The following is a 22,367-nucleotide window of genomic DNA, read 5'->3' on the forward strand; positions in this document are numbered from 1 at the left end:
GTGCAGCATGTACGACATCGTGCAACATGGCCACGCCCGTGAACTCCTCGCACGCTCCGGCACCTGCCTGGAAAAACGCGAGAGCGAGAACAACCTGCCCTACGGACTCGCGCACACGCTGGCCAGGGATCCCCGGTATTACGGCGACGAGCCTCTACTGCTTCTGAGCATCGAGGAAAGCGGAAGTCCGGTCGGCGTGGCGATCCGGACGCCGCCGCTCAGGATCGTTCTGAGCAGGTTCGACCTGGATATCGAAGCGGCCATGGACCGGCTCGTTGGATTCCTGCGCGATAATGGCGTGCAGTTTCCGGGCATCGTCGGACCCGAGTCGGAAGCGCGGTGTTTTGCGGACGCCTGGGTGAAGGCCAACCCGGGTCTCGCCGCGGCGATTGCCACGCGACTTCGGGTATTCGAGGCTCGCAGCGTCGTCGATGTGCCCCTCGCGCCGGGCAGCCTGCGCCTGGCCGAGACGGGAGATCTTGCGCTGATGGCGAAGTGGATCGAGGCGTTCTCACGGGAGGAGGCGGTCGGGGATGCATCCGTTTCTGCTGAGGCGATAGAAAAAGCGAAGAAGTATATCGGTGAAGAGAGTATGTACATCTGGGACCACGACGGACCGGTTTCGATCGCCAAAGAGTCCAGGGCCATGAAGACCGGCACGAACGTGGGTTTGGTGTACACACCACCGGAATTCCGCGGACGGGGATACGCGACTTCGTGCGTTCACCAGTTGACGAAGAAACTGCTTGCGGGCGGTTATAGATTCTGTAGCCTGTATACCGACCTTGCCAATCCCACATCCAACCACATCTACCCGAAAATCGGTTACGTGCCCCTGGGCGATACGCTCATATTCGATTTCGAATGCGCGGCAGGACTTGCCGATTAGTGCCTGGTTATCCGTCGAATGGTCCGGACATCCCCATGATGATCCGGCTGCGCCTTGTCATGCCGGGATAATGAGCCATGCCGAAATAAGGAGTACAGGTTATGGACCGCAAACTGACCGAGCAGCAGCTCGCTTTCTTTGATACCTTCGGATACCTGGGTTTTCCGGGTCTACTTGCCGATCGTATCGACGAGATCATCAACGCCTACGAGGAGGTCTGGGCAGAACGCGGAGGCGGGCACCACGGACGGCCTCATGACGGCAAGGAACGCTCCTGCATCGTACCGTTCATCGACCAGCACGAACGCCTTTCCTCGTTGTTGGACGACGAACGAATCCGTGGAATCGCGGTCAGTCTGCTGGGCGACGATTTCAACTATATGGGCAGCGACGGCAACTACTACGCCGGCGATACGAGGTGGCACTCGGACGGATGGCATCCCGAAATCCTGCATATCAAAATCGCTTTTTACCTGGATACGTTAACGCGGGACACCGGCTGCCTGCGCGTCATTCCCGGCAGCCACAGGCGGGATGACGTCTACGCGGACGCACTGCAGGAGCACGTGGGAGAGAGTTCGTCTCTGTGGGATACGGATCCGCGGGACGTGCCGGCGGTGGCGCTGGAGACCTGGCCGGGCGACATCGTCTGTTTCAACCACAATACCAAGCACGCCTCGTTCGGCGGCGGGACGCACCGACGGATGTTCACCATGAACCTGTGCCAGCGCTATCCCGAGCGTCTCATCCCGGAACTGCGCGATTACATCAGCGGCGCTTCCCGATTCTGGCTGGACGAAGCGTACGGCCCGGCGATGCTTCGAACCGCTTCTCCCGACCGCATGCGTCACCTCGAGCAGGTCATGGCCAATGACGATCATCTGCCGGAATTAAGCCGCCAGGCCCGGGAAACCATGAGCGAACCGTCGCGGGGCTGATCCCCTAGGTCATCTTCCACTTCGTATTGGGTACATCCCCGTGCTGTACGCGCCGCGCCAGTATGGGTGTTCCGCGCAACTCCCGGATCAGTTCGATCACGCCGTTGATGGCGGCCTCCAGGAACTGCTCACCCTTCTCTTTCGTCGCCTTGGTGGCGTCCCCCATGACCCCGCTGGGTGAAACCGAGCTCCAGTAGGGCACCAGGCGGGCGTCGGATCCGTCGGGATGCCCGCCGGCCAGGAGGTCCGTCTTGAAACTGTCGGGCAGCGGGCTCCGGTTGTCCACGGCCTTGTCCATCTCGACCAGGTCCGGCTTCAGGGCGAGGTAGAGCGACGTCTCGTATTCCCCGCCGTGGGACGTCCCGCCGTAGTCCGAATCACGGAGCGCATTACCCGTCTCCCTCGCCAGCCTCAGTCCCCAGTGGTTTGCACTGGCGCACAGGACACGTCCTTCGAAATCGATCACGGACAGGCGGGCGGCCAGGTCGAGGGGCGAGGTGTTGCTCCCGTGGCCGTTGATGATCAGGATGCGCTTGAAACCGTGATAGGCCAGACTGCAGCACACGTCCCGGACGTAGTTGATGAAAGTGTCCCACCGGATGGTGATCGTCCCGTGGAAATCCATGTGATGGGGGCTGTAGCCGTGGGTCACCGGCGGGGCGAGGACGACCTCTTCTGGGATGCGGGCCGCGGCGCGCCGGCAGATCTCCGTCGCCAGGACCACGTCGACGTCTACCGGCAGATGGGGTCCGTGGTCCTCGTAGGTCGCCACCGGCAGGAGGGCGACCCGGTCCTGGGCCGCGGCGTCTCTGACCTCGTTCCAGATCATCTCCGCGTAGTCATACTTGACCGATGCCATCAAGGCCTCCTTTCGTTTCGTTCGCCCATCATTCTTTACTTAAATTAACTCCAGTTTACGCAACGATTTGCGGTACAGCGCCAACGTCTCTTCGTATTGGGCGTGTCGGCCCTCGGCGATGATCTGTCTCCCCGCGACGACGACGGATTTCACCGCCCGCGGCGTGGCGCCGAAGAGGATCGCGTCAGGAGCGAGATCCGGGTCGATGGCGGCGATGGACGGATCGTCGGGATCCAGGTGGACTCGATCCTCCTGCCAATGTGCTTCCAATCCACTGGCTGCGTAGCCCTGTCTCGTGGACGCGTCCAGCAGCACCGGCGCTTCCGTCGCGGCGTGTCGTATCTCCAGGCGTGACCGTTCGTCCAGTTCCACGGCCCTGATTTCTTCGAAGGCGTTCTCGCAGGCGTGACTGTCCACGCCGACGCAGAGCCGCGCGCCGGCGTCAAGCAGTCCGGACGTGGGCGGGAGTCCGTCGCCGAGATCTCTTTCCGTGGTACGGCATATGCACACGAAAGCGTGGTTTTCGCCCAGTGCGGAGACTTCCGCGTCCTCCAGGTGCGTGGCGTGCACGGCCACGAAGCGCGGGGACAGCACACCTTCATTGGAAAGCAACGAAACGGGCGTCGTCCCGTGCTCCGCCCTGCATTCCTCCAGCTCGCCGCGTTGTTCGCTGACGTGCATGTGGAAAGGGAGCGCGTATTCATCCGCGTACGCCGCCAGCGTCCGGATATCGGAGATCGGCACCGCCCGGACACTATGGGCGGCCGCGGCCACGGTTACGTGTGGATCGTCTCCGTAACGCGACCTCAGGTCATCCAGGTCCTGGAGTACGTGATCGATCGACGGGTCGATGAATCGTTCCTGCGCGGGCACCGCGGACTGCCGGAAACCGGCCCGAAGGTAGGCCGTTCGGATCACGCAGATGCGGATACCGACATCCCGGGCCGCGCGAACCACGGCGCCCGCCAGTTCGGTGCGATCCGCATAGGGCCGCCCGCCGGGACCGTGATGCACGTAATGGAACTCGCCCACGGCCGTGACGCCGGACATCCCCAGCTCGGTATAGGCGAAACGCGAAATCGCGTACAGGTCGTCCGGTCCGATCCCCTGGACCAGCCGGTACATTTCGTCCCGCCAGCCCCGGAAGGTGCCGGCCCGCGTCGTGCGCCGCTGGGTCCGCCCGCGGAGGGCGCGCTGGAAGGCGTGGGAGTGGGCCGAAGCCAGGCCGGGCATGATCCAGCGGCCGGCTTCGAATCGAATCGCAGGCGCATCGTTCCCTGGGTTCATAGGCTCATTACTCGCCCCCGCTTGATCACGGTTTGCACCGGATTTCCACCGAAAAAATAGGGGATATGCCGATAATCTCCCGCCTTCAATACGAGTATATCGGCCCGTTTGTCGACTTCGATAGAACCCGCCTCCTCGCCCTCCCCGATCGCGTGGGCCGCGTTGATGGTGGACGCGTTCAACGCTTCCGCGGGGGTGAGCCGCTGGTACCTGCAGGCGATGGCCATGACCGCGGGCATGGATGGACAGGGCGCGGAACCAGGGTTCAGGTCGGTGGCGAGAGCCACGGCGGCGCCTGCGTCCATCATCGCCCGGGCGTCGGCATAGTCCGCCATGCCCAGGTTGAAGTTGACGGCCGGAAGCGGTACTGCGATGGTGCCGGATTCGCCGAGTGCCTCTATTTCGGCGCGGTCCGTCACGTCGAGATGGTCCACCGAAGCGGCGCCGAGTTCAAGGGCCATGGAAACGCCACCGTAACTATTGAACTGGTCCACGTGTATCTTCGTCTTGAAACCGGCTTCGATCCCGGCTACCAGCACGCCACGAGACTGGTCGAGATCGAAGGCGTGATCTTCGCAGAACACGTCGACGTACATGGGAACGCCGCGCGCCGCGAACCGGGACGATGCATACCAGGCCGCGGCTTTTGGCAGGATCTCGTCGATGACGCACCGCGTGTACGCTTCGGCATTCCCTTCGAATTCGGCAGGCACGGCGTGGGCGCCCAGGAACGTGGGTACGATATCGCAGGGATGGTCGCGGTCGAGCCCTTCGATGACCTGGAGCATCTTCAGTTCGTCGGACGCACTCAGGCCATAACCGGTCTTGATCTCCGCGGTTGTGGTGCCCAGCGCCAGCATTTCGTCGAGCCGGGCTGCGGCGGAGCGCGCGAGTTCGTCCACGGATGCCGCCCGCGTATGCCGGACGGTACTGACGATACCCCCACCCGCCGCCATGATTTCCAGGTACGAAGCGCCCTTGATCCGCAGTTCGAATTCCGCCGCCCGGTCTCCACCGAAGACCGTATGGGTATGGGCGTCCACGAAACCGGGACAAACGGCCCGGCCCGTGCAGTCGATCACACGTTCGGCCGTAAATGTCCCGTCCAGTTGCGTGGCTGGGGCGGCCGCCACGATCCGACCGTCTTTGACCGCCACGGCGCCGCACTCGATCACGCCGGCGTCCGCCATGGCCGTCCCGCGCTTCGGTCCGTGCGATGCGCAGGTCACGACCTGTTCCGCGTTGTGGAGGTACAGATCGACGGATTCCATGTTTCCCATCTTACGAAACGGCGGCGATCATCGAACCGGATTCTACGGTCTTGCCGGGACGCGTTCGACCCGTGGTGGTAATAGGATCAGTCCAGCGTTGGCCCGGGGACTTCCACCTTCTCTCCGACCGCGGCGACCACGTCGCCCTTAGCGACGAGTTCTCGTATGGATTCAAATAGCGGAGAAAGCGGGACGTCGCGGTCGAGGAAGGGGACATGCCGGCGAATCAACCGGTATGCCAGGCCGGTACCGGCGCCCAGCGCTTCCGGGGTGATTCCGGGTTCCCTGCATCTGAAATCGATGGCCTGGGCCGCGGCGATCAACTCGATGGCGACGATGGTCTCTACGTTCTCCACCACCTGAAGCGTGTGGTGCACCGACGCCGCGCCCATGCTCACGTGGTCTTCCGTGTTGGCGCCGCTCGGAATGGAGTCGGCGCTGGCCGGGTGGGCCAGCACCTTGTTCTCCGACGCCAGGGCCGCCGCCGTGTATTGGGCGAGCATCAGGCCGCTTTCCAGTCCGCCGTGGTCCGTGAGGAACATGGGCAAAATGCCTTCGTTGGAATCGGCGTCCACGAGCCGGGCCGAACGCCGCTCGCTCATGTTGCCCATGTCCGCGAGCGCCAGCTTCATGCTGTCCATGGCGACGGCAATGGGTTCGCCGTGGAAATTGCCCGCGCTGATGACTTCCGCGTCGTCGGGATCGTCACCGGCGAAGACCAGCGGATTGTCGTTCGCGGCGTTCAGTTCGATGCCCACGACCCATCGGGCGTAATCGATCGTGTCCCTGACCGTGCCGTGTACCTGGGGGACGCAGCGCAGCGTATAGGGATCCTGGACGTTGCCCGGATTGTCGGAACGCAGCAGCCGGCTGCCGTGCAGGATGTCCCGCAGGTATCCCGCGCAGGCGATCTGCCGGGGGTGGGGCCGTATGGCGTGCACCCGCGCGTCGTAGGCGCGGTCGGTGCCTGACAGCGCTTCCAGGGTCATGGCGGCGGCGATGTCCGCCGTGAGGGCCAGGTAAGTCGCCCGGTGGACCAGCAGGGCCCCGAGGCCGGCCATGAGCGTGGTGCCGTTCGTAAGGGCCAGACCTTCCTTGGCGCCCAGGATTACGGGCCGGAGGCCTGCTTCTTGCAGCGCGGACGCGCCGTCGAGACGACGGGACCGGTACATGGCCTCGCCTTCGCCGATAAGCACCAGGGACATGTGGGCCAGGGTCGCCAGGTCGCCGCTCGCGCCGAGGGATCCACGTCCGGGTATGCAGGGATGCACGCCCGCGTTCAGCATATCCACCATCAGTTGCACGACTTCGGTCCGGATGCCTGAATAGCCCATGGCGAGCGTATTGGCCCGGATAACCAGCATGGCCCGCACGGTCTCCTCGTCCAGTTCCGGACCGGTCCCGGCCGCGTGGCTCCGGATCAGGTTCAACTGCAGTTCGGCGACCTGGCCGGCCGAGATCAGCTTGTCCTTGAACCGGCCGAACCCCGTGGTGATGCCGTAGGCGATCCGCCCTTCCGAGACCAGGCGGTCCACGACCTCCCGGGACCGTTCCATGCGGGGAATAGCATCGGGGTGTACGGCAACCGAACGGCCCCGTGAGACGGCGACCACGTCGTCTATGGTGAGATCGTGGCCGGTGAGGGCCAGGGAGTTCCGGGAATCAGCCATATCCGACCACCGCTTCCGGTATTCATTCCATCATGGGGATCTCGACGCCGCGGGACTGTGCCACGGCCAGGGCTTCTTCGTAGCCGGCGTCGACGTGCCGGGCCACGCCCATCCCCGGGTCGTTGGTGAGCACGCGCTCCAGGCGCGCGGCCGCCTCGGGCGTGCCGTCGGCGACGATGACCTGTCCGGCGTGCAGGCTGTATCCGATGCCCACGCCGCCGCCATGGTGGTAGCTCACCCAGGTGGCGCCGCTCGCCGTGTTGATCAACGCGTTCAGTACGGGCCAGTCCGCGATGGCGTCCGAACCGTCCTTCATGGCCTCGGTCTCGCGGTTAGGGCTGGCGACGGAGCCGCTGTCCAGGTGGTCGCGGCCGATAACGATGGGCGCGCTGATCTCGCCGGAAGCGACCAGTTCATTGAATTTCAGTCCCGCCCGGGCCCTTTCGCCGTATCCCAGCCAGCAGATACGGGCCGGAAGCCCCTGGAATTCCACGTGACGCCGGGCCATGGTGATCCAGCGGAACAGGTGATCGTCCTCCGGAAACAGCTCGAGGATGGCCTGGTCCGTCCGGTAGATGTCCTCGGGATCTCCCGAAAGGGCGACCCAGCGGAAGGGGCCCTTGCCTTCGCAGAACAGGGGTCGGATGTAGGCCGGGACGAAGCCGGGATAGTCGAAGGCCTGCTCCACCCCGTTGTCATAGGCCCGCTGCCGCAGGTTGTTGCCGTAGTCGAAGACCACGGCCCCCTTCCGCTGCCACGCGAGCATGGCCTGGACGTGGACGGTCATTGAAGCGATGGAACGCTCCTGGTAGGCGTCCGGATCGCGCTCGCGCAACCGGCGCGCTGCTGCAGGGGACAGCCCGGCGGGGATGTACCCGTAGAGCGGGTCGTGGGCCGCGGTCTGGTCCGTGACCACGTCGGGTACGATCCCCCGGTCAATCAGTTCGGGAAGCACCTCGGCGGCGTTTCCGATCAGGGCGATCGACCGGGATTCGCCCGCGTCCAGCGCCTCGTCCACCCAGCTCAACGCGAGGTCGAGGTTCTCCGCCACGGTGTCCACCTGGCGAAGCTCCAGGCGCCGGCGCGCGCGCCATGGATCCACTTCCACCAGAAGTCCCACGCCGCCGTTCATGGTGATGGCCAGCGCCTGGGCACCACCCATCTCGCCCAGCCCGGCCGTAACCACGAGCTTTCCCGACAGGCTGCCCCAACCGTGTTTGCGCGCGAGCGCGCTGAAGGTCTCGTAGGTACCCTGAAGGATGCCCTGCGTACCGATGTAGATCCAGCTGCCGGCCGTCATCTGGCCGTACATCGTCAGGCCCTCGCGCTCCCAGGCGTCGAAGTTCTCCTGCGTCGCCCAGGCCGGCACCATGTTCGAGTTGGCGATCAGGACGCGCGGCGCGTCCTCGTGGGTGCGAAACACCGCCACCGGCTTGCCCGACTGCACCATGAGGGTCTCGTCGGGTTCCAGGTTCCGCAAGGTGTTCAGGATGGCTTCAAGGGCTTCCCGGTTCCGGGCGGCCTTGCCCCTTCCGCCGTATACGACGAGGTTTTCCGGATCGAAGGCGACCTGGGGGTCCAGGTTGTTCTGGATCATGCGGTAGGCCGCTTCGATGAGCCAGTTTCTGCAGTGCAGTTCGGTTCCCGTCGGTGCTTTCACGATCTTGTCCAATAGGCGGATTACGCCTGCGACTCCCGGTTCTTCCACTTTTCGTAGGAGAAATCGGGGCTGTTGATCATGTCGAAGTGGGACCGTTCCCAGGTCCTGATCTCATTCGCTTTTCTAAGGGTGTCTTCCGCGATTTCGAGCGGGATCTTCACCACGCCGTCCACGTCGGCGAGCAGCAGGTCGCCGGTCTGCACGAGCAACTGTCCGGCCACCAGAGGACGGCCGACGGCCCGCACGTTGAAGGGGCCATGGCCGGATACCGTGCCGAGGCCCCATATGGGCAGGCCCGCCGCCCGGATGCCCTCGAGATCGCGGACGCAGCCTTCGACCACGGCGCCCACTACGCCGAGCTTCCTGTGGATATGCGCCATGCCGTCTCCGAAGAGGGCCGCGCGCTTCGGACGGGTGTCGACATCCTTCATCACCGCGATCATGGGACCCGGCGTCTCGTTCAGCACGTCGTAGTAGTCGGGCCAGCTCATATTGGCCGGCGTGGCGTCCAGCGGGGTGACCTCTGAAGTCACGGCGTACCCGATCACGGCGCCGAATTCAGGCGTCAGGTACTGAATCTCCGGTCCGGTGTAATCGTCATTCGAAACGCCCTGCACTTTCTCCACGGCGTTGTAAACCGTGGCCGAGTCGAATTCGGCCAGACCGTTCAATACGGCATCGTCTACACGGGTCATCCCAGTAGCTCCTTTAAATTGAAGAAATGCAACAATCGGACGTATAAAGACGTCACAGAAGGAAGGGGTTGTTGAACCGTAGGCCCCACGGGCTAAAATCGACCGGGAAGAGCCAGAAATCAAGGGAAATACACCGCCGGTCCACCGTCTCCCGGGGCCGGTCGCGGCATACGTGTCGACTTTCCCCAGGTCCGTTACCCAGGCATCGCCGGGTCGATGCAAATACGTTGACAGCAACGCTGATTCTTCTCATTTTTGGCATGTACGGCCTGCTTCTACGGCATGTCAGAACAAGAATCGTTTACAGGAGGTATTTATGCTTCGCATTACCCGTATGATCGGCGGCCTGGCCCTTGCCATGGCCTTGACTTCCCTGGGCGGGATCGCCGATGCCCAAACGACCATGCCCTCGGGCGGAGAAGAAATGGACCCCGGACGGGGCATGTTGGAAGTCACGCTGTCGGGCGGCAAGGTGTCTATCGAATACGGCCGTCCCGAAATGAAGGGCAGGGATATGCTCGCCATGGCGCCGGCGGGATTCGTCTGGCGTTTCGGCAGCAACAAATCCACGACCTTCACGACGGAAGGCGATCTAATGTTCGGTGACCAGACCCTGGCCGCGGGTTCCTACAGCGCCTGGATCAAGCACGTGGACGGCGATTCGTGGTCGCTCATCTTCAACAGTGAAGTGGGGATCTGGGGCGCGCCGGGCGCCAGCCGGGAGAACGACGTGCTGGAAGTGCCGTTTATGTACAGCGTGGAAAACGAGATGATCGAACGGCTCACCGTGAGATTCCTGGAATTCGAAGGCCAGCATCACCTCGCAGTTGGGTGGGGTACTCACCGTCTGCTTGTCGGTTTCGCCGCCAAGTAAGCACGCTGTAACTTCAAGACAGTCTCAAAGGGGCAGGAGAGCGATTCTCCTGTCCCTTTTTCATTTCCGCGGGCTTACCAGCTCTGCGGGTCCAGACCGACTCTGATCCCGGCTTCCTCTATCTGCTGCCAGGTGGTGTCGTCGATGCTGATGCCATCCTGCCGGCGCTTCGCCGCCAGGCGGAACTCCGGTTCGCCCGGTATGAGGATCTCGTCGAATCCCGGCGCCGTCCGGCTGGCTTTCACGTGGCGGATCAGCCCTTCGACTTCCTCGTAGTACCAGTCCAGGTCCGTAAAGAACGAAATGTCGTAGACGGTGAAGAGCACGCCGTTACTCGATACGGTCTGCTCGCCCTGTGCGCATCCCTGGCCGCTCAGCGTACCGCCCAGGATTTCCACGAGCAGGCCGAGGCTGTACCCTTTGTGGGCGACGATGCCGCCCATGGGCAGGATCGCGCCGTTGGGAGGCGGCCCCTTTATCACCGTAGGGTCCGTTGTAGGATTCCCTTCGTGGTCGATCAGCCAGCCTTCGGGAACCCGCACGCCCTTGTTCGCGGCTACGCGCACCTTGCCCTCCGCGACGACGGAAGTGGTCAGGTCCACCATGACGGGATCGTCGTGCAGGCGAGGCGCGGAAAAAGCGATGGGGTTGGTGCTGATGCGCCCATCGATGCCGCCGAAGGGCGGGATCTGGCGACCGAACCGGCCCGCGTTGACGAAAGCCGATCCGATCAGGCCCTCCCGGGCGGCCATAAGCGGATAAGCGCCCACGCGCCCCACGTGACTGGTGCGCCTGAGGGAAACCGTGGCCGTGCCGTGTTCACGCGCCTTCTTCATGGCCAGTTGCATGGCGACGGTACCGCCCACCTGGCCGAGCGCGCCGCCGTTGTCCACAACGGCCGTGCACGGGCTCTCCCTCAGGATCCGCACGTCCGCCCGGGCCTTGAACCGGCCCTCGTCCTTGATGGCCTTGACGTATTCCGGGATCCGGATGGCGCCGTGGGAGTCATGGCCGAAGAGATTGGAATCCACGAGGTGGTCCACGACGCTGCGTGCGTCGTCCGCAGTACAGCCGGCCGCCTCCATCACTTCGCAGCCTATTCGATGCAGTTTCTCGGGGGTAATTACGGGCATTATCTTCCTTTCAGTGTCTTATCCGCGTGCTGTGTCCTGAACTTCTCCAGTTTCTTCTTCAGTCCCGGACGCTCGAGCACCGCCCGGTTGACCACGTAGGGAGGCTCTTCTCCCCTGGAGACGGCCAGGGCCGCCTTCATGCAGTCGTGTCCGATATCGCGGAACAGTTCATGGGTCCAGCACGAAGCGTGAGGCGCAAGGATGACGTTCGGCAGGGACAGCAGGGGATCGTCGGCGTCTGGCGGTTCCTGCTCGAAGACGTCAATGGCCGCGCCCGCTATCCAGCCTTCCTGCAACGCCTGCTCCAGCGCCTTCTGGTCTACGATGGCGCCGCGCGCCGTGTTGACCAGGTAGGCGTCCTCCCGCATCATGCGCAGCTCCCGCGAACCGATCAGGTACCGGGTCTGAGCGTTCAACGGACAGTGGATGGTGACGAACGTGCTGCGGCGGAGCAGGGTCTCCCGGTCCACCAGCGTAACGCCCAGTTGTGCGGCCTCTTCCGCGGACACTGCGGGATCGGAGACCAGGATCTCGGACGGCTCGAAGGGCGCCAGCATACGCACCACCTCGCGGCCGATCATGCCCATGCCGATCAGGCCGACCACGCGGCCCCGGATCTCGCAACCCATGTGATCAAAACGGATGTCCCAGTCGTCATTCCGTACGATGGCGTCCTTGATCGTCACCCGGTGGCAGAGACCGAGCATCAGGGCCATCGTGGCGCTGGCCACGGGCCTGCGCGTGGCCTCCGGCGTGATGGTCACCATGACGTCCGCCTCCGTCGCGGCGTCCATGTCGATCATGTCGTAACCCACGCCCGTCCGGGCAATAAGCGCCAGGCGCTCGATCCCGGCAAAGGAGTCTTGCGTGTAGGGCTGGCCCATGGAGATCACCGCGTCGAAATCCTCGAGCTGATCCGGGGTCACGGGCCACCGGTCTTCTCTCAGGAAGGCATGGAAGATCCCGGCTTCGTCCAGCAGATCGACGCCGAAATCGTCGAACACGACCCCGCCGTCGGAACCTCGCAGGTCGGCGACCAGGGCTACGCGGAAATCATCGGGCATAAACCGTCCGTTCCCTCTCTACATTCGTCAGAACAAGCTCTGAGGCCTCAGAACAGGATCTGGGACGTGGACTTGGCGATCAGCACCAGGGAGACGGCGGCCATGCCGATCAGGCCCAGGCCGCACCCGTACCCGGCGAGGATCACGGGCGCGTACGCGCGCCACCGTTTTTCTCCGTACCGCCGCCCGAAATAGAACCGGCCCAGCATCGCTCCGATGAACGTGGGCAACGTGTAGTGTATCCAGGCGCCGGTGCCCAGTCCGGCCACCAGGCCGTAGAACAGTAGCGGCGGCGCCTTGAGCAGGCTCAGGACCCCGTACAGGGCCACCGTGAACCCCATTCCGGCGCCGATGTACTCCCACTTGATGAGTTGCCCGATCACATCCGATCCGCCCGGCAGGGTCGATTTGATCCAGATCGTCTCCATCGTCGCCTGCAGCGGCCACATCTTCTCGACGAAGGGATAGGCCGCGGACGGTATGGGCGCCAGTTTCCAGATCAGGGCATAGAAGAGGAAACTGAACACGATGAGCAGCAACAGGCTCAATATATACAGTTTGACCAGGCTTGGAAATCGCGTTCGGGTGAGTTCCAACTGCCGGAAGGTCGCCACGACGCCGCTGTGATCGAAGAGCGGAACCGGGGCGAACCAGATGGCCACGCCCTTGTAGCCCGACAGGTAGAAGGAGCCCTCCCTCGCATAGGGGAAGGACGAACCGTAGGGCGATCCCGTGAGGCCGATCATGCGCGCGCCGATGTAGGAGAAGAAGGGCGTCCACAGGAACCCGAATACCAGGGAGATCCATACCGGGAACGTAGGTTCGAGATAGTAGACCAGGAGGATGAAGCACAGGGTCGAAACCGCCCAGAGCGCGATGGGAATGGGCAGCCTGAAATCGCCCCGGTCCGGCGGCGGCCGGCGGGGTCCCTGGACACCGGATGCGCCGTCCGGGTCTCTCCTCAAGGCGCGGGCGAAGGCGACCAGGCCGATCAGGCCGATGACCAGCGAAGTGCCGATGGAGGAGAAACTCAGCCAGAAATCGATGGTGTTGTTGATGGAGGTGGGGATGGTGCTCATCCCCGGCGCCCAGCTGTGCAGCAGGCCGAAATGGTAGAGGGCAGGATTGGCGATGAAGGTGACGACGAAGGAACTGATGAAGGTACCGACCACGATCCAGAAGGGCAGGACGAAGCCCACCAGGAGCGTGGCCATGTCCGTGCCGATGCCGATGGGCGACGCGGGCAGCACGTCCCGGACCCGCGGCGTGAAGTCCGCGAAGGGAATGGGGAAGACCTCGACGCCCTTGGTCAGCACTACGCCCGATACCGTCGGGACGACCACGTAGAGTATGCCCCAGCCCAGGCCGATCATGGCGCCGACGGTAAACAGGCGCCACCGCCAGGTCTCTTCGCCCGCGGACGATTCCGCCAGCGCGGTGGCGCCGGCCGCCTGTACGGGCGCCAGGGGAAAGGGCAGGCGTTCGGTGTCCGCCGTGATGCGGAAGAGCACGTATCCAAGCGAAATGGCGTTGACCAGGCCGAGGATGGACACGAGGATGGCCAGCAGAATCGGTTCCAGCCACTCCATGGAGAAAAGGGTCCGGGTGATCAGGGAATCGGATCCTCTGGGCGGCGATACCCACTGGGGCAGAAGCTGGGCCAGGCCGTCCGCCTGGGGGGACTGGATCAGATACTGAAACCAGATCATCTTGGCGAAAGGCGCGCCGTGCACCGATGATCCGGCCGCCATGCCGCTGGCGCCCAGGCCCGTCGCTGCCAGACCGGCGGCGAGCCAGTAGAGGATGATGGCTTCCTGGGGCTTCAGCTTGATGAACAGGCGCTTCCCGATCTCGATGAACATGATGATGGTGACCCATTCCGCGGCGCCCGCGAAACTCTTTCCGGTCACCAGTTCCAGGTAGATCGCCCCCGGAAGCATGACCAGCCCGACGAAGAACGCAGCCCAGATGATCCGGCTGCTGAACCCGTCCTCGTAGGGCAGGCTGTCCGGCACGATCTGCCACCGGTCGTCCTGTCCGGAGGGATCGGCTTCCCGGTCGTGCCGTTCCTGGTGTTCACGCCTGGTGGTGTCGCTCATGGTTTACGCTCGGTCATGGCATTTCCGCATTGGTGCGGCGCGTACCGGTTTTCAGCCGCGCCCGTACTCAACCTGGTCCGTCCGGCTAATCCGCCCTGATGTATTTCCCCGCCTTGTCCCAGTCCGGCCGCGTCAGGCCGTTCAGGTCCCAGACCACCTCGCCAGCCCGCACTGTCAGCAGACACCTCAGCCGCCGGTCGCCGCGCATACGCGCAAGACCCGAGTCCACGAAACCGAACTCTCCGTATTCCAGCTCCAGCACGGCGACGTCCGCCTCCGCGCCGATGCTCAGCGTACCGAGTTCGGGGCGCCGTATGGCGCGGGCGGGGTTCCGCGTGGAGCGCATGACCACGTCCTCCAGGGTCATCCCCATGTTCAGGCATTTCGACATGGTCGTGTTCATGCTCGCGTTCGGCATCAGGGCGCTGTACTTGTGGAGGTCCGTGCTGATGGTATCCGGCAGGAACCCCTGCTCGATGGCCGGCACGGCGATGCGGAACCAGAAGCTGCCGCCGCCGTGGCCCAGGTCGAACAGGATGCCCTTGTCCCGCGCCTCCCGGACGTAGTCGTTCACCCGGCCGTGCTCTTCCAGCAGGGGGATGTGCTGCGCGTAGAGGTGCGTATGGATGTCGCCGGGGCTCAGCTTCTTCAGCAGCAGGTCCCGGTAGCTCCGGGTCGGCTTCGGCGCGAAATCGATCATGGCGATGGTGCCGCTTCGCCGGGCCGCCTCGACGGCGCCGTCCACCGCCTCCCAGCCCGGACCGCCGAAATGGGCGGTCTTGGACCCGACGACGTGCTCCGGGTACCTGCTGATCATGTCCGCGCAGGGAACCGGATCCATCTCCGATATGTCCTGCTCCACGGCGCCTTCCATGCCGGCGCCGACGATGTTGATCAGCGCCAGCACGCGGGTAACGGATTCGGCGATGACCGTGTCCTTGAAGTGCTCGAACTTCTTCCAGCCTGCGCCCCCCGTATCCAGCACCGTGGTCACCCCGTTGGGGAGCACGTGGGCGTCGGGGAACACCCACCCCTGGTAGCCGCCGTAGGCGTGCATGTGGATGTCGAGCAGCCCGGGCGTGACGTAATGGCCGTGGACGCGGGCCACCTTCCGGCCGTGTTCCGCCGGGATGTCGTGCTCCACCGCCGCGATCAGGCCGCCGTCGACGGCGACGTCCCGGCTTCCATTGATGCCGTTCTCCGGATCGATGACGTGCCCGCCCTTGATGATCAGGTCGTACATCTCCGCTCCTCTTTCATGGTTACAGGGCCGTTTCACGATCGAAAGCCCTAATGTCCCGGTACCGCGCCTTAATCGGCTCGGCGAGGGTCCGCCACACGAGAAACCGCTTCCTCAACACGGTGAAGAACCGCCGGTTGATCGTCTGCCACTGCGCCAGGTCTCCGCTGCGACGGTGGATCACGATCAGGATGCGGTACAGTCTCTCGTGAAGCACGGGCTCCAGTTCAAGCCGCACGTCCTGGCTGATGGCGAGATCGTACGGCGCCAGCCAGACGGTGGACGCCACGTGATACGTGTCGTAGGTATCCCCCGGAATCGCGTCGAGCGAGGTCCCCTCCGCGACGAAGTCCTCCGCCGAACTGTCCTCATGGGTCTGGAAGATGTGGTTCAGGTAGCCCGACAGCGGCAACGCTTCCGGGACGGTCACCGTAAACGGGAACTCGAATTGCCAGTCGTCTTCGTCGGGCGGCGGGGGCGACCAGCGCCGCGTCACGTCCTCTACCGTCATGTCCGCGGCCTTCTTCGCCGGATAGAGCGTGGACAGGAAGACGATGGCCATGACGACCATCGTGGCGTATACGGTCGACAGGGAGGAATAGTTGAGCGACATGCCGCCCAGCAGGTCCCATTGCGAGAGCCCCATGGTGATGATCTGGCCGGACAGATAACCGAAAACGGCCCCGAGCGTCGCGAATACGGCGGCTTCGGCGATGAACAGGGCGGCGACGTGGTTCGGCGCCAGGCCGACCGCGCTGTACACGCCGATTTCCCGGAACCGTTCGAACACGGCGCCCATCATGGTGTTCAACACCAGGAACGCCGCGATGAGCACCGGGATGATCAGGTTGGCCAGGCCCGAAACCGAAGTGGCGCCCAGGGAGCTGTAGACCCTCACTTCGTCTTCCATGCCTACGAACACGGCCAGGAGGACCCGCGACATGAACGCCTCCACGGAATCGCGGAGCTGATCGCCGTCGGCGAACCCCGCGATGGCCACGGACCGCGTGGACCCGTTCAGGTCGAGCGTCTGACGATAGGGCAGGACCAGCACGTTGCGGGAGGGCAGGTGCTCGGAGGCCTGGATGGTGGACATGAACACTTCGATGTCCATGTCGGTCAGGGTCCGGGTCATGGAGAAACTGGCGGGCATGATGCTCTCGTCGTCCATGTCCCGGTAGGCGTCGAATCCATCGGAATCGAGCAGCCCGATCACCGTATAGCGTCCGCCGAGGATCTCCACCTCCGCCGTACCCACGTCCTCCGGTCCCACGTTCAACCGCTCGGCCAGTTCCGTGGGCAGCAGGCAGGCCGACCTTTCGTCCGGGGCGAACCACCGTCCGCCCGGCACCAGGTAGCGGTCCAGGCCGGTGACGGCCGGTTCGTCGGCGTGCAGTCCCAGGACGGACTGTACCGTGGTGGCGGTCCCTTTGCCCGGCACGCGGAGATCGATATAGGGACTGGTCATGTCCTCCGGCTCGTACCAGGACCGGGGCACCACGTCCGCCTGGTCTTCGAAGGCGTTCTCCACGTAGGGCAGGAAGGACGTGGGCAGGGAGTGCCACGACAGGCTGCGCATGAGGACGCCGTCGTAGGGCGGGGTGTTCTCGCGGTCCAGCGTATAGAATTGGATGCCGGTCCTGAATGAAGTGAAGGACAACACGGTGAAGGTCAGCAAGGTCAGCGTGACCGCGGTCAGCGCCGTGCGCATCTTCCGCTTGCGCAGGTTCGATATCCCCAGGGATATGGCCACGGCCGTGGCGCTCAGCCGGCCGATGTCCGCCTCGTGGAGTCCGGCCGCCGACCGGGTCAGGTTCTTCATCTCGGTGTCGAACCGGGTCACGATCATGGTGATGATAATCAGCGCCATGGCCAGGATGATGAAGGCGAGAAAGACCATGTACGGTGTCAGGCTGAGCTGAAAGGCGGGATGCACGTTCTGCAGCAGCAAGAAGACCGCCGCGAAGATGACGCCCACCGAGGCCAGCCGCTTCCGAATGTCCGTGAAACCGAAGAACAGCCGTTCAAGGAAGAAACAGAAGGGGACCAGCAGCATGAAGTAGAAAACGATGCCGTCCACCGTGTCGTCCGCGGCGTACCGCACGTCGGGATAGGCCCGCGCCTCGAAGCCCCACGCCTCTCTCGACCGCGCGGCGAAGGCGTCGTAACGGCGGTTCTCCAGGGCCTCCCGGGCGGCCCGCAGCGCCTCGGTGCTTTCCTCGTGGAGTTCGGCGGCCCGGGCGTTGGTCACGCCGTGGTCCTCCAGTTTCATCAGGCGGGCCCGGTTGAGCGACCACAGGTCCAGAGCGCTCTGGTAGAAGGGATAGAGGATCTGGCCATGGTCCGCCGCGAATCCCTGTCCCTGGGCCAGGGCCATGGCGTCGTCCGAGATACTTTCCGGCGGATCGTCGAGCCACGATTCGGGCGTGTTGGTCAGCAGGTACTTGACGCCCCGGGGCCCCGAGCTCATGAACATCTTGACCCGGTCCTCGGGCCGGGCGAAGACCACCGCGGCGTTGGTCATCCAGTTGCCGAAGAAACTCTGGTCTTCCACGAAGGCCGCGCCGTACTTGCGCAGCGGACTGTTGTCTCGGCCGAGTACGGTCAGGTTGTCCAGGGCGACGAAGACGCCGGGGTCCACGATATCGAAGAGATTGATCTCCTCGCAGGGGAAGAGGACCTGTATGGTATTGTTCACCTTGGACGAGTTCGGCACCGCGAGGGGAAAGGTGGCGTTGCCTTCTTCACCCAGGTCCGGGGCGTACACGATCCGGCCGTCGGCAGCGAGGCCGTAGCTGCGCAGTTCCGTCGGTCCCCGGGGGAACCGGACCATGGAGTGCCGGAAATGCCCCAGCGAGTCGGCGTGGGTAACCATGAACCCCCGCACGCCGCTGTGGCTCTGGTATCCGGGCTCGTAGACGACCAGGGCGTCGGAAACCGGTGTATTGGGCTTGAAGAAATCCACCGTGCGGTCGAATTCGAGGACCCGGCCTTCGATGTCGCGGCCCTCGTCCTTAAGCCGTATCGACTCGTCCACGTCGAAGGCCTCGGGATCGGACAGCATGGCAGGCAGCAGGGTGCCCAGTGTCCGGATCTGCCGGACCAGGTTGGGGAAATCGACGTACTCGATCCGGTCCTTAGGGGTATCGATGAGGAGCCGGTTGTCGTTTACCGTGGCGAAGGTCATGCCGTGAAGCCCGGCGAGCGTGACCATCTCGTGGTCGAAGGCGGGGCCCGCGGGCATGTAGCTTTCCTGCGACCGGAGCGGGTGCGTCAGCGTATTGAGATAGGGCGTACGGCTTTCCTCTTCATCGTGGACCCCGGCCTTGCGCGCGTAATTCAGGTAGCGGTCCGCGTAGGGTTCATACAATAGGTCCAGATTCGAGGTGAAGAAGATGAAATCGCCATAGCTGAACAGGCCGACCTGGTCCGCCCTGCTGGTGAGGTCCAGGCCCAGGAAGAGGGCAAAGGGGATCCGGTCCGCTTCGGGGATCCGTTCGAGGAAGAACTCGTCTTGCCGCTGGTGCCGGTCCAGGAAGTCGTTTACGCCCTGCAGCCCGTGGAAATGGGCGGACGTGGCCAGGAACAGCACGGTGTATCCCGGCGGATGAGCCCGGAGCACGTCCATCAGCTCCAGCATGGCGGCGATGCCCCCCGCGCTCTCGGCGCCCGGCGCCAGTCCGGGTACGACCGACATGGCGTCGTAGAACGCCGAGAGCACGACGATCCTGTTTTTCCATTTCTCCGTGCCGTCGCCCCCGGGCAACGGCTCGTCCCGGCCTGGTATCCACCCCATGACGTTCCAGGTCTCGGCCCGTTCCCACGACATGCGGCCACGGATCGTCACTTCGGCCTCGCCGGACCGCGCGGCCGCCAGGACCGCGGATGCATGCGGGTCCGGGACCCAGAAGCGCGGCACGTCGGCGGGCACGTCCAGGATCTTCCGCTGGGCCTGGTTGTTGGTCACGGCACCGGGACCGCTGTCGAAGAAAAGAATCGCCTGCGCGCCCAGCATCCGCGCGTTGAGGTACTGGTCGCGTCCGTCGAAATCGACCAGGACGATGCTCCCCTCGATCTCTTTCCCGTTGAAGGCCTGGAATTCACCCCGCCGGCCGTAGTGCAGGGGTCCCCGGATCCCGTCGGGAAAGGAATTCAACCGGACCAGGTTGGGCCAGAACTGGTACACCGGTATCTCGGTCTCGACGGCGTCGTGCACGGTCAGCGTGAATCCGTGGTCGACGGGTGAGGATACCGTGAAGGTGTCGACGGCTACGTCGGCCAGGCCGCCGGCATGGAAGGCATCGACCACGTATTCCATGGCCGCCCGGTTGCCCGGATAGCCGACGACGCGCGACGGGTTCTCGCTCATCGCCCTGACATGGGCTTCCACGCGTACCAGGGTAACGATTTCGGATACCTCATCCCAGGACACCGGCGCCTCCTCGAGGGGTCTGGGCGGCACGTCCTCGGGAAGGGAGACGATCCTCAGGATCACGTGCTCCGTCACCCAGGCCGGGCCGGCGACGGCCACGGCGAGGAACAACAGGACGCCCACGGCGAGGAAGAAGTAACCGAATATCCGAGAATACACGCTAGTCTATCCCGTAGATATGATGGCCTGCGTGGGGGAACCACACGTAGTCGACGAACATGGAGATGACCACGCCGGTGACCACGCCGAAGATCAGGCCCAGGAAGAAGGGCTGTCCCTTCCGGTACAGTTCGATGCCGCCGACCCACATCATGATGCTCTTGATGACCCAGCAAACGAACATGGACGAGACGATCGCCCGGGCGGGCCAGGAGTATGAAAGGAAGAATCCGAGGGGATGCAGCGGCCAGCCCGGCAGCCGGGCCCTCAGCGTCATGAGCAGAAACATGAGCGCACCGCCCACCAGGAAGAACATCAGCCGCGACGTGTCGGGCCCGAAAGGATCCCGGATCTTGGTGAGCGTTTCATTGTAGGGGATGGTCGAACCGATCCGGCCGAACCACCAGCCGTTGGTGAACTGGCGCGTGCCCTGGTCGAACCCCATGTAGATCGTCCAGACCAGCGAGATCACCACGCCGATCACCGCGGCGGACAGGATCGCCCAGCCCAGGCCGCGGTGCCAGCGCGTGCCGATCTCGGACAGCTTGGCCGCCTGCATGAAGGCGGGCATGAAGGTCGACTTGATCTCGCTGACGGGTCCGTACGTCTGGGCCATGGCCGTCATGGTGGACATGGAAAGGTTGGCCGACCCGACCGAATAGAACACGAGCACCTGGGCGATCATGGGCGAACGCACGTAGGGCAGCCCGGCCTCGGCGATGATCCGGGAAACCCCGATGTAGATGATGAACACGCCGGCGAGCAGGAACACGGCGATGGGCGCGCTCATGCCCAGCTGGTTCAGCCAGACCACCCCGTAGACGAAACCTCCGATGAATCCGAAGACCGCGACCCGGTAGGGCAGCATTTCCTGCGAGTCGTCCAGGTCCGACCTCCTTCCGAATGCCTGGGAACACACGGCGCGGATGTGGAACCGCGCCCGCCACAGCCCCCATCCCACGAACAGGATGAACGCGCCCATGTTCTGCCAGTCCAGCATGGGATGGATCGAGGTGTAGTTGTCCCGTCCCGGGATGTCGTACCCGATCCGGTGGGCGATGCCCACCTGGATGATCCCGATCATGTAGAACACCCAGAAACCGGCGAGGACGTCCAGGTTGACGAAATAGGAAATGCCCAGGATGGCCGGGCGGAAATTGATTTCCAGCGGCGGAAACCCCTCGCCGAATACGATGGGCGGCGCCGACCCGAAATAGGGGAACTGGGGCACGACCGGGGTGAAGAACCCGACGATGTTGTACATCATCACGCAGAACGGGATGGAAAAGCCGATCCAGAACCGTTTCTCCGAGAGAAAGGCCGGGACACGGCTCGGCGATTCCATGCCGCGGGTGAAGGCGAGGGGGATCTGCATCATGGGGAAGACGAGCTTCTCGTGTTCGACCCACTGGCGCCTGAGGATGACCACGAGACACAGGCCCATGAAGATGACCGGGACGATGAAGGTCAGCCACCAGAACAGCGGAATGCCCCACACGCTCCAGGGAATGGACGCGCCGGGCGGGATGCCGTCCACCAGCCACGTGAGGGCGTTGCCCTGGTTCGTGACCGTCGCCCAGGGTTTCAGGTAGGGGTAGAAGTAATCGGCCCACTGGTTCTCGGGCGTCGCCAGCAGGTAGGGGGCCATCAGCGTGGAGATGAACGGGGCGCCCATGCCGTTGGTCGTCAGCCCCGAAGCCGCCATGCCCATGGCCAGGGGGATGACGAACTCGTGGGGCGTGAGGGCCCAGTCCTTCTTCCACCTGGCCAGCACCACGTTGAATACGACCAGGTACGCAAAGGCCAGAAACAGCGCGCCGATGTGGAGATGGTCCGCGCCCAGTTGGGACGAGGCCATGGTGTACTGGAAATAGGGGACGATGAGGGAAATCAGTACGACGCTCGTCAGGCCCAGCAGAATGGATCGCGGCGTAATGATCCGGGTCGCGGTCGCACGGACAGCGGAGGCGGAAACACTTTGCTGTACTGAGGCCATGGAGTGGGCGGAGAATGGAGTGGGCGGAGAACGTCGTTCGCGTTTTTTGGCAATGGTTTGAATTGAAAAACGGGTCCAGCATATGTAAGGTCGCGCGCGGG

General features: G+C 64.0%; 15 protein-coding genes. 3 read left to right on the top strand and 12 right to left on the bottom strand.

Features of this window, described 5'->3' with window-relative positions:
- The first annotated feature begins 7 nt into the window (after window positions 1-7).
- Window positions 8-889 (top strand): GNAT family N-acetyltransferase, encoded by an 882-nt coding sequence (locus F4Y38_00595; protein MXY47773.1) that lies wholly within the window; start codon window positions 8-10, stop codon window positions 887-889.
- Between the two features lie 101 nt (window positions 890-990).
- A complete protein-coding gene (locus F4Y38_00600; GenBank protein MXY47774.1) occupies window positions 991-1,827 on the top strand; it encodes a hypothetical protein in 837 nt (278 codons plus the stop codon).
- Window positions 1,828-1,831: 4 nt separating this feature from the next.
- Here the strand turns inward: F4Y38_00600 and F4Y38_00605 are convergent, their stop codons facing one another.
- The 6 genes from F4Y38_00605 to F4Y38_00630 all read right to left on the bottom strand — a co-directional run bounded on the left by F4Y38_00605 (window position 1,832) and on the right by F4Y38_00630 (window position 9,269).
- A complete protein-coding gene (locus F4Y38_00605) occupies window positions 1,832-2,686 on the bottom strand; it encodes a creatininase family protein (GenBank protein MXY47775.1) in 855 nt (284 codons plus the stop codon).
- A 39-nt stretch (window positions 2,687-2,725) separates the two neighbouring features.
- A complete protein-coding gene (locus F4Y38_00610) occupies window positions 2,726-3,973 on the bottom strand; it encodes a formimidoylglutamate deiminase (protein ID MXY47776.1) in 1,248 nt (415 codons plus the stop codon).
- A complete protein-coding gene (locus tag F4Y38_00615) occupies window positions 3,970-5,244 on the bottom strand; it encodes an imidazolonepropionase (GenBank protein MXY47777.1) in 1,275 nt (424 codons plus the stop codon). The genes F4Y38_00610 and F4Y38_00615 overlap by 4 nt, the downstream gene beginning before the upstream one ends.
- 86 nt (window positions 5,245-5,330) lie before the next feature.
- A complete protein-coding gene (hutH, locus tag F4Y38_00620; GenBank protein ID MXY47778.1) occupies window positions 5,331-6,914 on the bottom strand; it encodes a histidine ammonia-lyase in 1,584 nt (527 codons plus the stop codon).
- A 22-nt stretch (window positions 6,915-6,936) separates the two neighbouring features.
- A complete protein-coding gene (gene hutU / locus F4Y38_00625) occupies window positions 6,937-8,586 on the bottom strand; it encodes a urocanate hydratase (protein ID MXY47779.1) in 1,650 nt (549 codons plus the stop codon).
- A gap of 8 nt (window positions 8,587-8,594) precedes the next feature.
- Window positions 8,595-9,269: a hypothetical protein gene (locus F4Y38_00630; GenBank protein ID MXY47780.1), complete on the bottom strand. Its 675-nt coding sequence runs from the start codon at window positions 9,267-9,269 to the stop codon at window positions 8,595-8,597.
- Between the two features lie 316 nt (window positions 9,270-9,585).
- Between F4Y38_00630 and F4Y38_00635 the strand changes: the two genes are divergently transcribed.
- Complete coding sequence (locus F4Y38_00635; GenBank protein MXY47781.1) at window positions 9,586-10,143, top strand: DUF2911 domain-containing protein; 558 nt, start codon at window positions 9,586-9,588, stop codon at window positions 10,141-10,143.
- A gap of 74 nt (window positions 10,144-10,217) precedes the next feature.
- Here the strand turns inward: F4Y38_00635 and F4Y38_00640 are convergent, their stop codons facing one another.
- The 6 genes from F4Y38_00640 to F4Y38_00665 all read right to left on the bottom strand — a co-directional run bounded on the left by F4Y38_00640 (window position 10,218) and on the right by F4Y38_00665 (window position 22,266).
- On the bottom strand, window positions 10,218-11,276 hold the full coding sequence (locus F4Y38_00640; GenBank protein MXY47782.1) for an Ldh family oxidoreductase: 1,059 nt from the start codon (window positions 11,274-11,276) through the stop codon (window positions 10,218-10,220).
- Window positions 11,276-12,340 (bottom strand): dehydrogenase, encoded by a 1,065-nt coding sequence (locus F4Y38_00645; protein ID MXY47783.1) that lies wholly within the window; start codon window positions 12,338-12,340, stop codon window positions 11,276-11,278. Before F4Y38_00645 ends, F4Y38_00640 begins: the two co-directional genes overlap by 1 nt.
- Window positions 12,341-12,387: 47 nt before the next feature.
- A complete protein-coding gene (locus F4Y38_00650) occupies window positions 12,388-14,439 on the bottom strand; it encodes a peptide transporter (GenBank protein MXY47784.1) in 2,052 nt (683 codons plus the stop codon).
- Between the two features lie 85 nt (window positions 14,440-14,524).
- Entirely contained in the window at window positions 14,525-15,682 is a 1,158-nt protein-coding gene (locus F4Y38_00655) for an amidohydrolase/deacetylase family metallohydrolase (GenBank protein MXY47785.1), read from the bottom strand.
- Window positions 15,683-15,701: 19 nt separating this feature from the next.
- A complete protein-coding gene (locus tag F4Y38_00660) occupies window positions 15,702-20,270 on the bottom strand; it encodes an FtsX-like permease family protein (GenBank protein ID MXY47786.1) in 4,569 nt (1,522 codons plus the stop codon).
- A gap of 1 nt (window position 20,271) precedes the next feature.
- A complete protein-coding gene (locus tag F4Y38_00665) occupies window positions 20,272-22,266 on the bottom strand; it encodes a hypothetical protein (protein ID MXY47787.1) in 1,995 nt (664 codons plus the stop codon).
- Between the last annotated feature and the right edge of the window lie 101 nt (window positions 22,267-22,367).

The organism is Gemmatimonadota bacterium (assembly GCA_009838645.1).
GTDB lineage: Bacteria > JAAXHH01 > JAAXHH01 > JAAXHH01 > JAAXHH01 > JAAXHH01.

Bases quoted from the DNA above. Each gene is read 5' to 3' on its own strand.
- F4Y38_00595 (MXY47773.1), top strand. From the start codon at position 8: ATGTACGACATCGTGCAACATGGCCACGCCCGTGAACTCCTCGCACGC.
- F4Y38_00600 (MXY47774.1), top strand. From the start codon at position 991: ATGGACCGCAAACTGACCGAGCAGCAGCTCGCTTTCTTTGATACCTTC.
- F4Y38_00605 (MXY47775.1), bottom strand. From the start codon at position 2,686: ATGGCATCGGTCAAGTATGACTACGCGGAGATGATCTGGAACGAGGTC.
- F4Y38_00610 (MXY47776.1), bottom strand. From the start codon at position 3,973: ATGAACCCAGGGAACGATGCGCCTGCGATTCGATTCGAAGCCGGCCGC.
- F4Y38_00615 (MXY47777.1), bottom strand. From the start codon at position 5,244: ATGGAATCCGTCGATCTGTACCTCCACAACGCGGAACAGGTCGTGACC.
- hutH (MXY47778.1), bottom strand. From the start codon at position 6,914: ATGGCTGATTCCCGGAACTCCCTGGCCCTCACCGGCCACGATCTCACC.
- F4Y38_00630 (MXY47780.1), bottom strand. From the start codon at position 9,269: ATGACCCGTGTAGACGATGCCGTATTGAACGGTCTGGCCGAATTCGAC.
- F4Y38_00635 (MXY47781.1), top strand. From the start codon at position 9,586: ATGCTTCGCATTACCCGTATGATCGGCGGCCTGGCCCTTGCCATGGCC.
- F4Y38_00640 (MXY47782.1), bottom strand. From the start codon at position 11,276: ATGCCCGTAATTACCCCCGAGAAACTGCATCGAATAGGCTGCGAAGTG.
- F4Y38_00645 (MXY47783.1), bottom strand. From the start codon at position 12,340: ATGCCCGATGATTTCCGCGTAGCCCTGGTCGCCGACCTGCGAGGTTCC.
- F4Y38_00650 (MXY47784.1), bottom strand. From the start codon at position 14,439: ATGAGCGACACCACCAGGCGTGAACACCAGGAACGGCACGACCGGGAA.
- F4Y38_00655 (MXY47785.1), bottom strand. From the start codon at position 15,682: ATGTACGACCTGATCATCAAGGGCGGGCACGTCATCGATCCGGAGAAC.
- F4Y38_00665 (MXY47787.1), bottom strand. From the start codon at position 22,266: ATGGCCTCAGTACAGCAAAGTGTTTCCGCCTCCGCTGTCCGTGCGACC.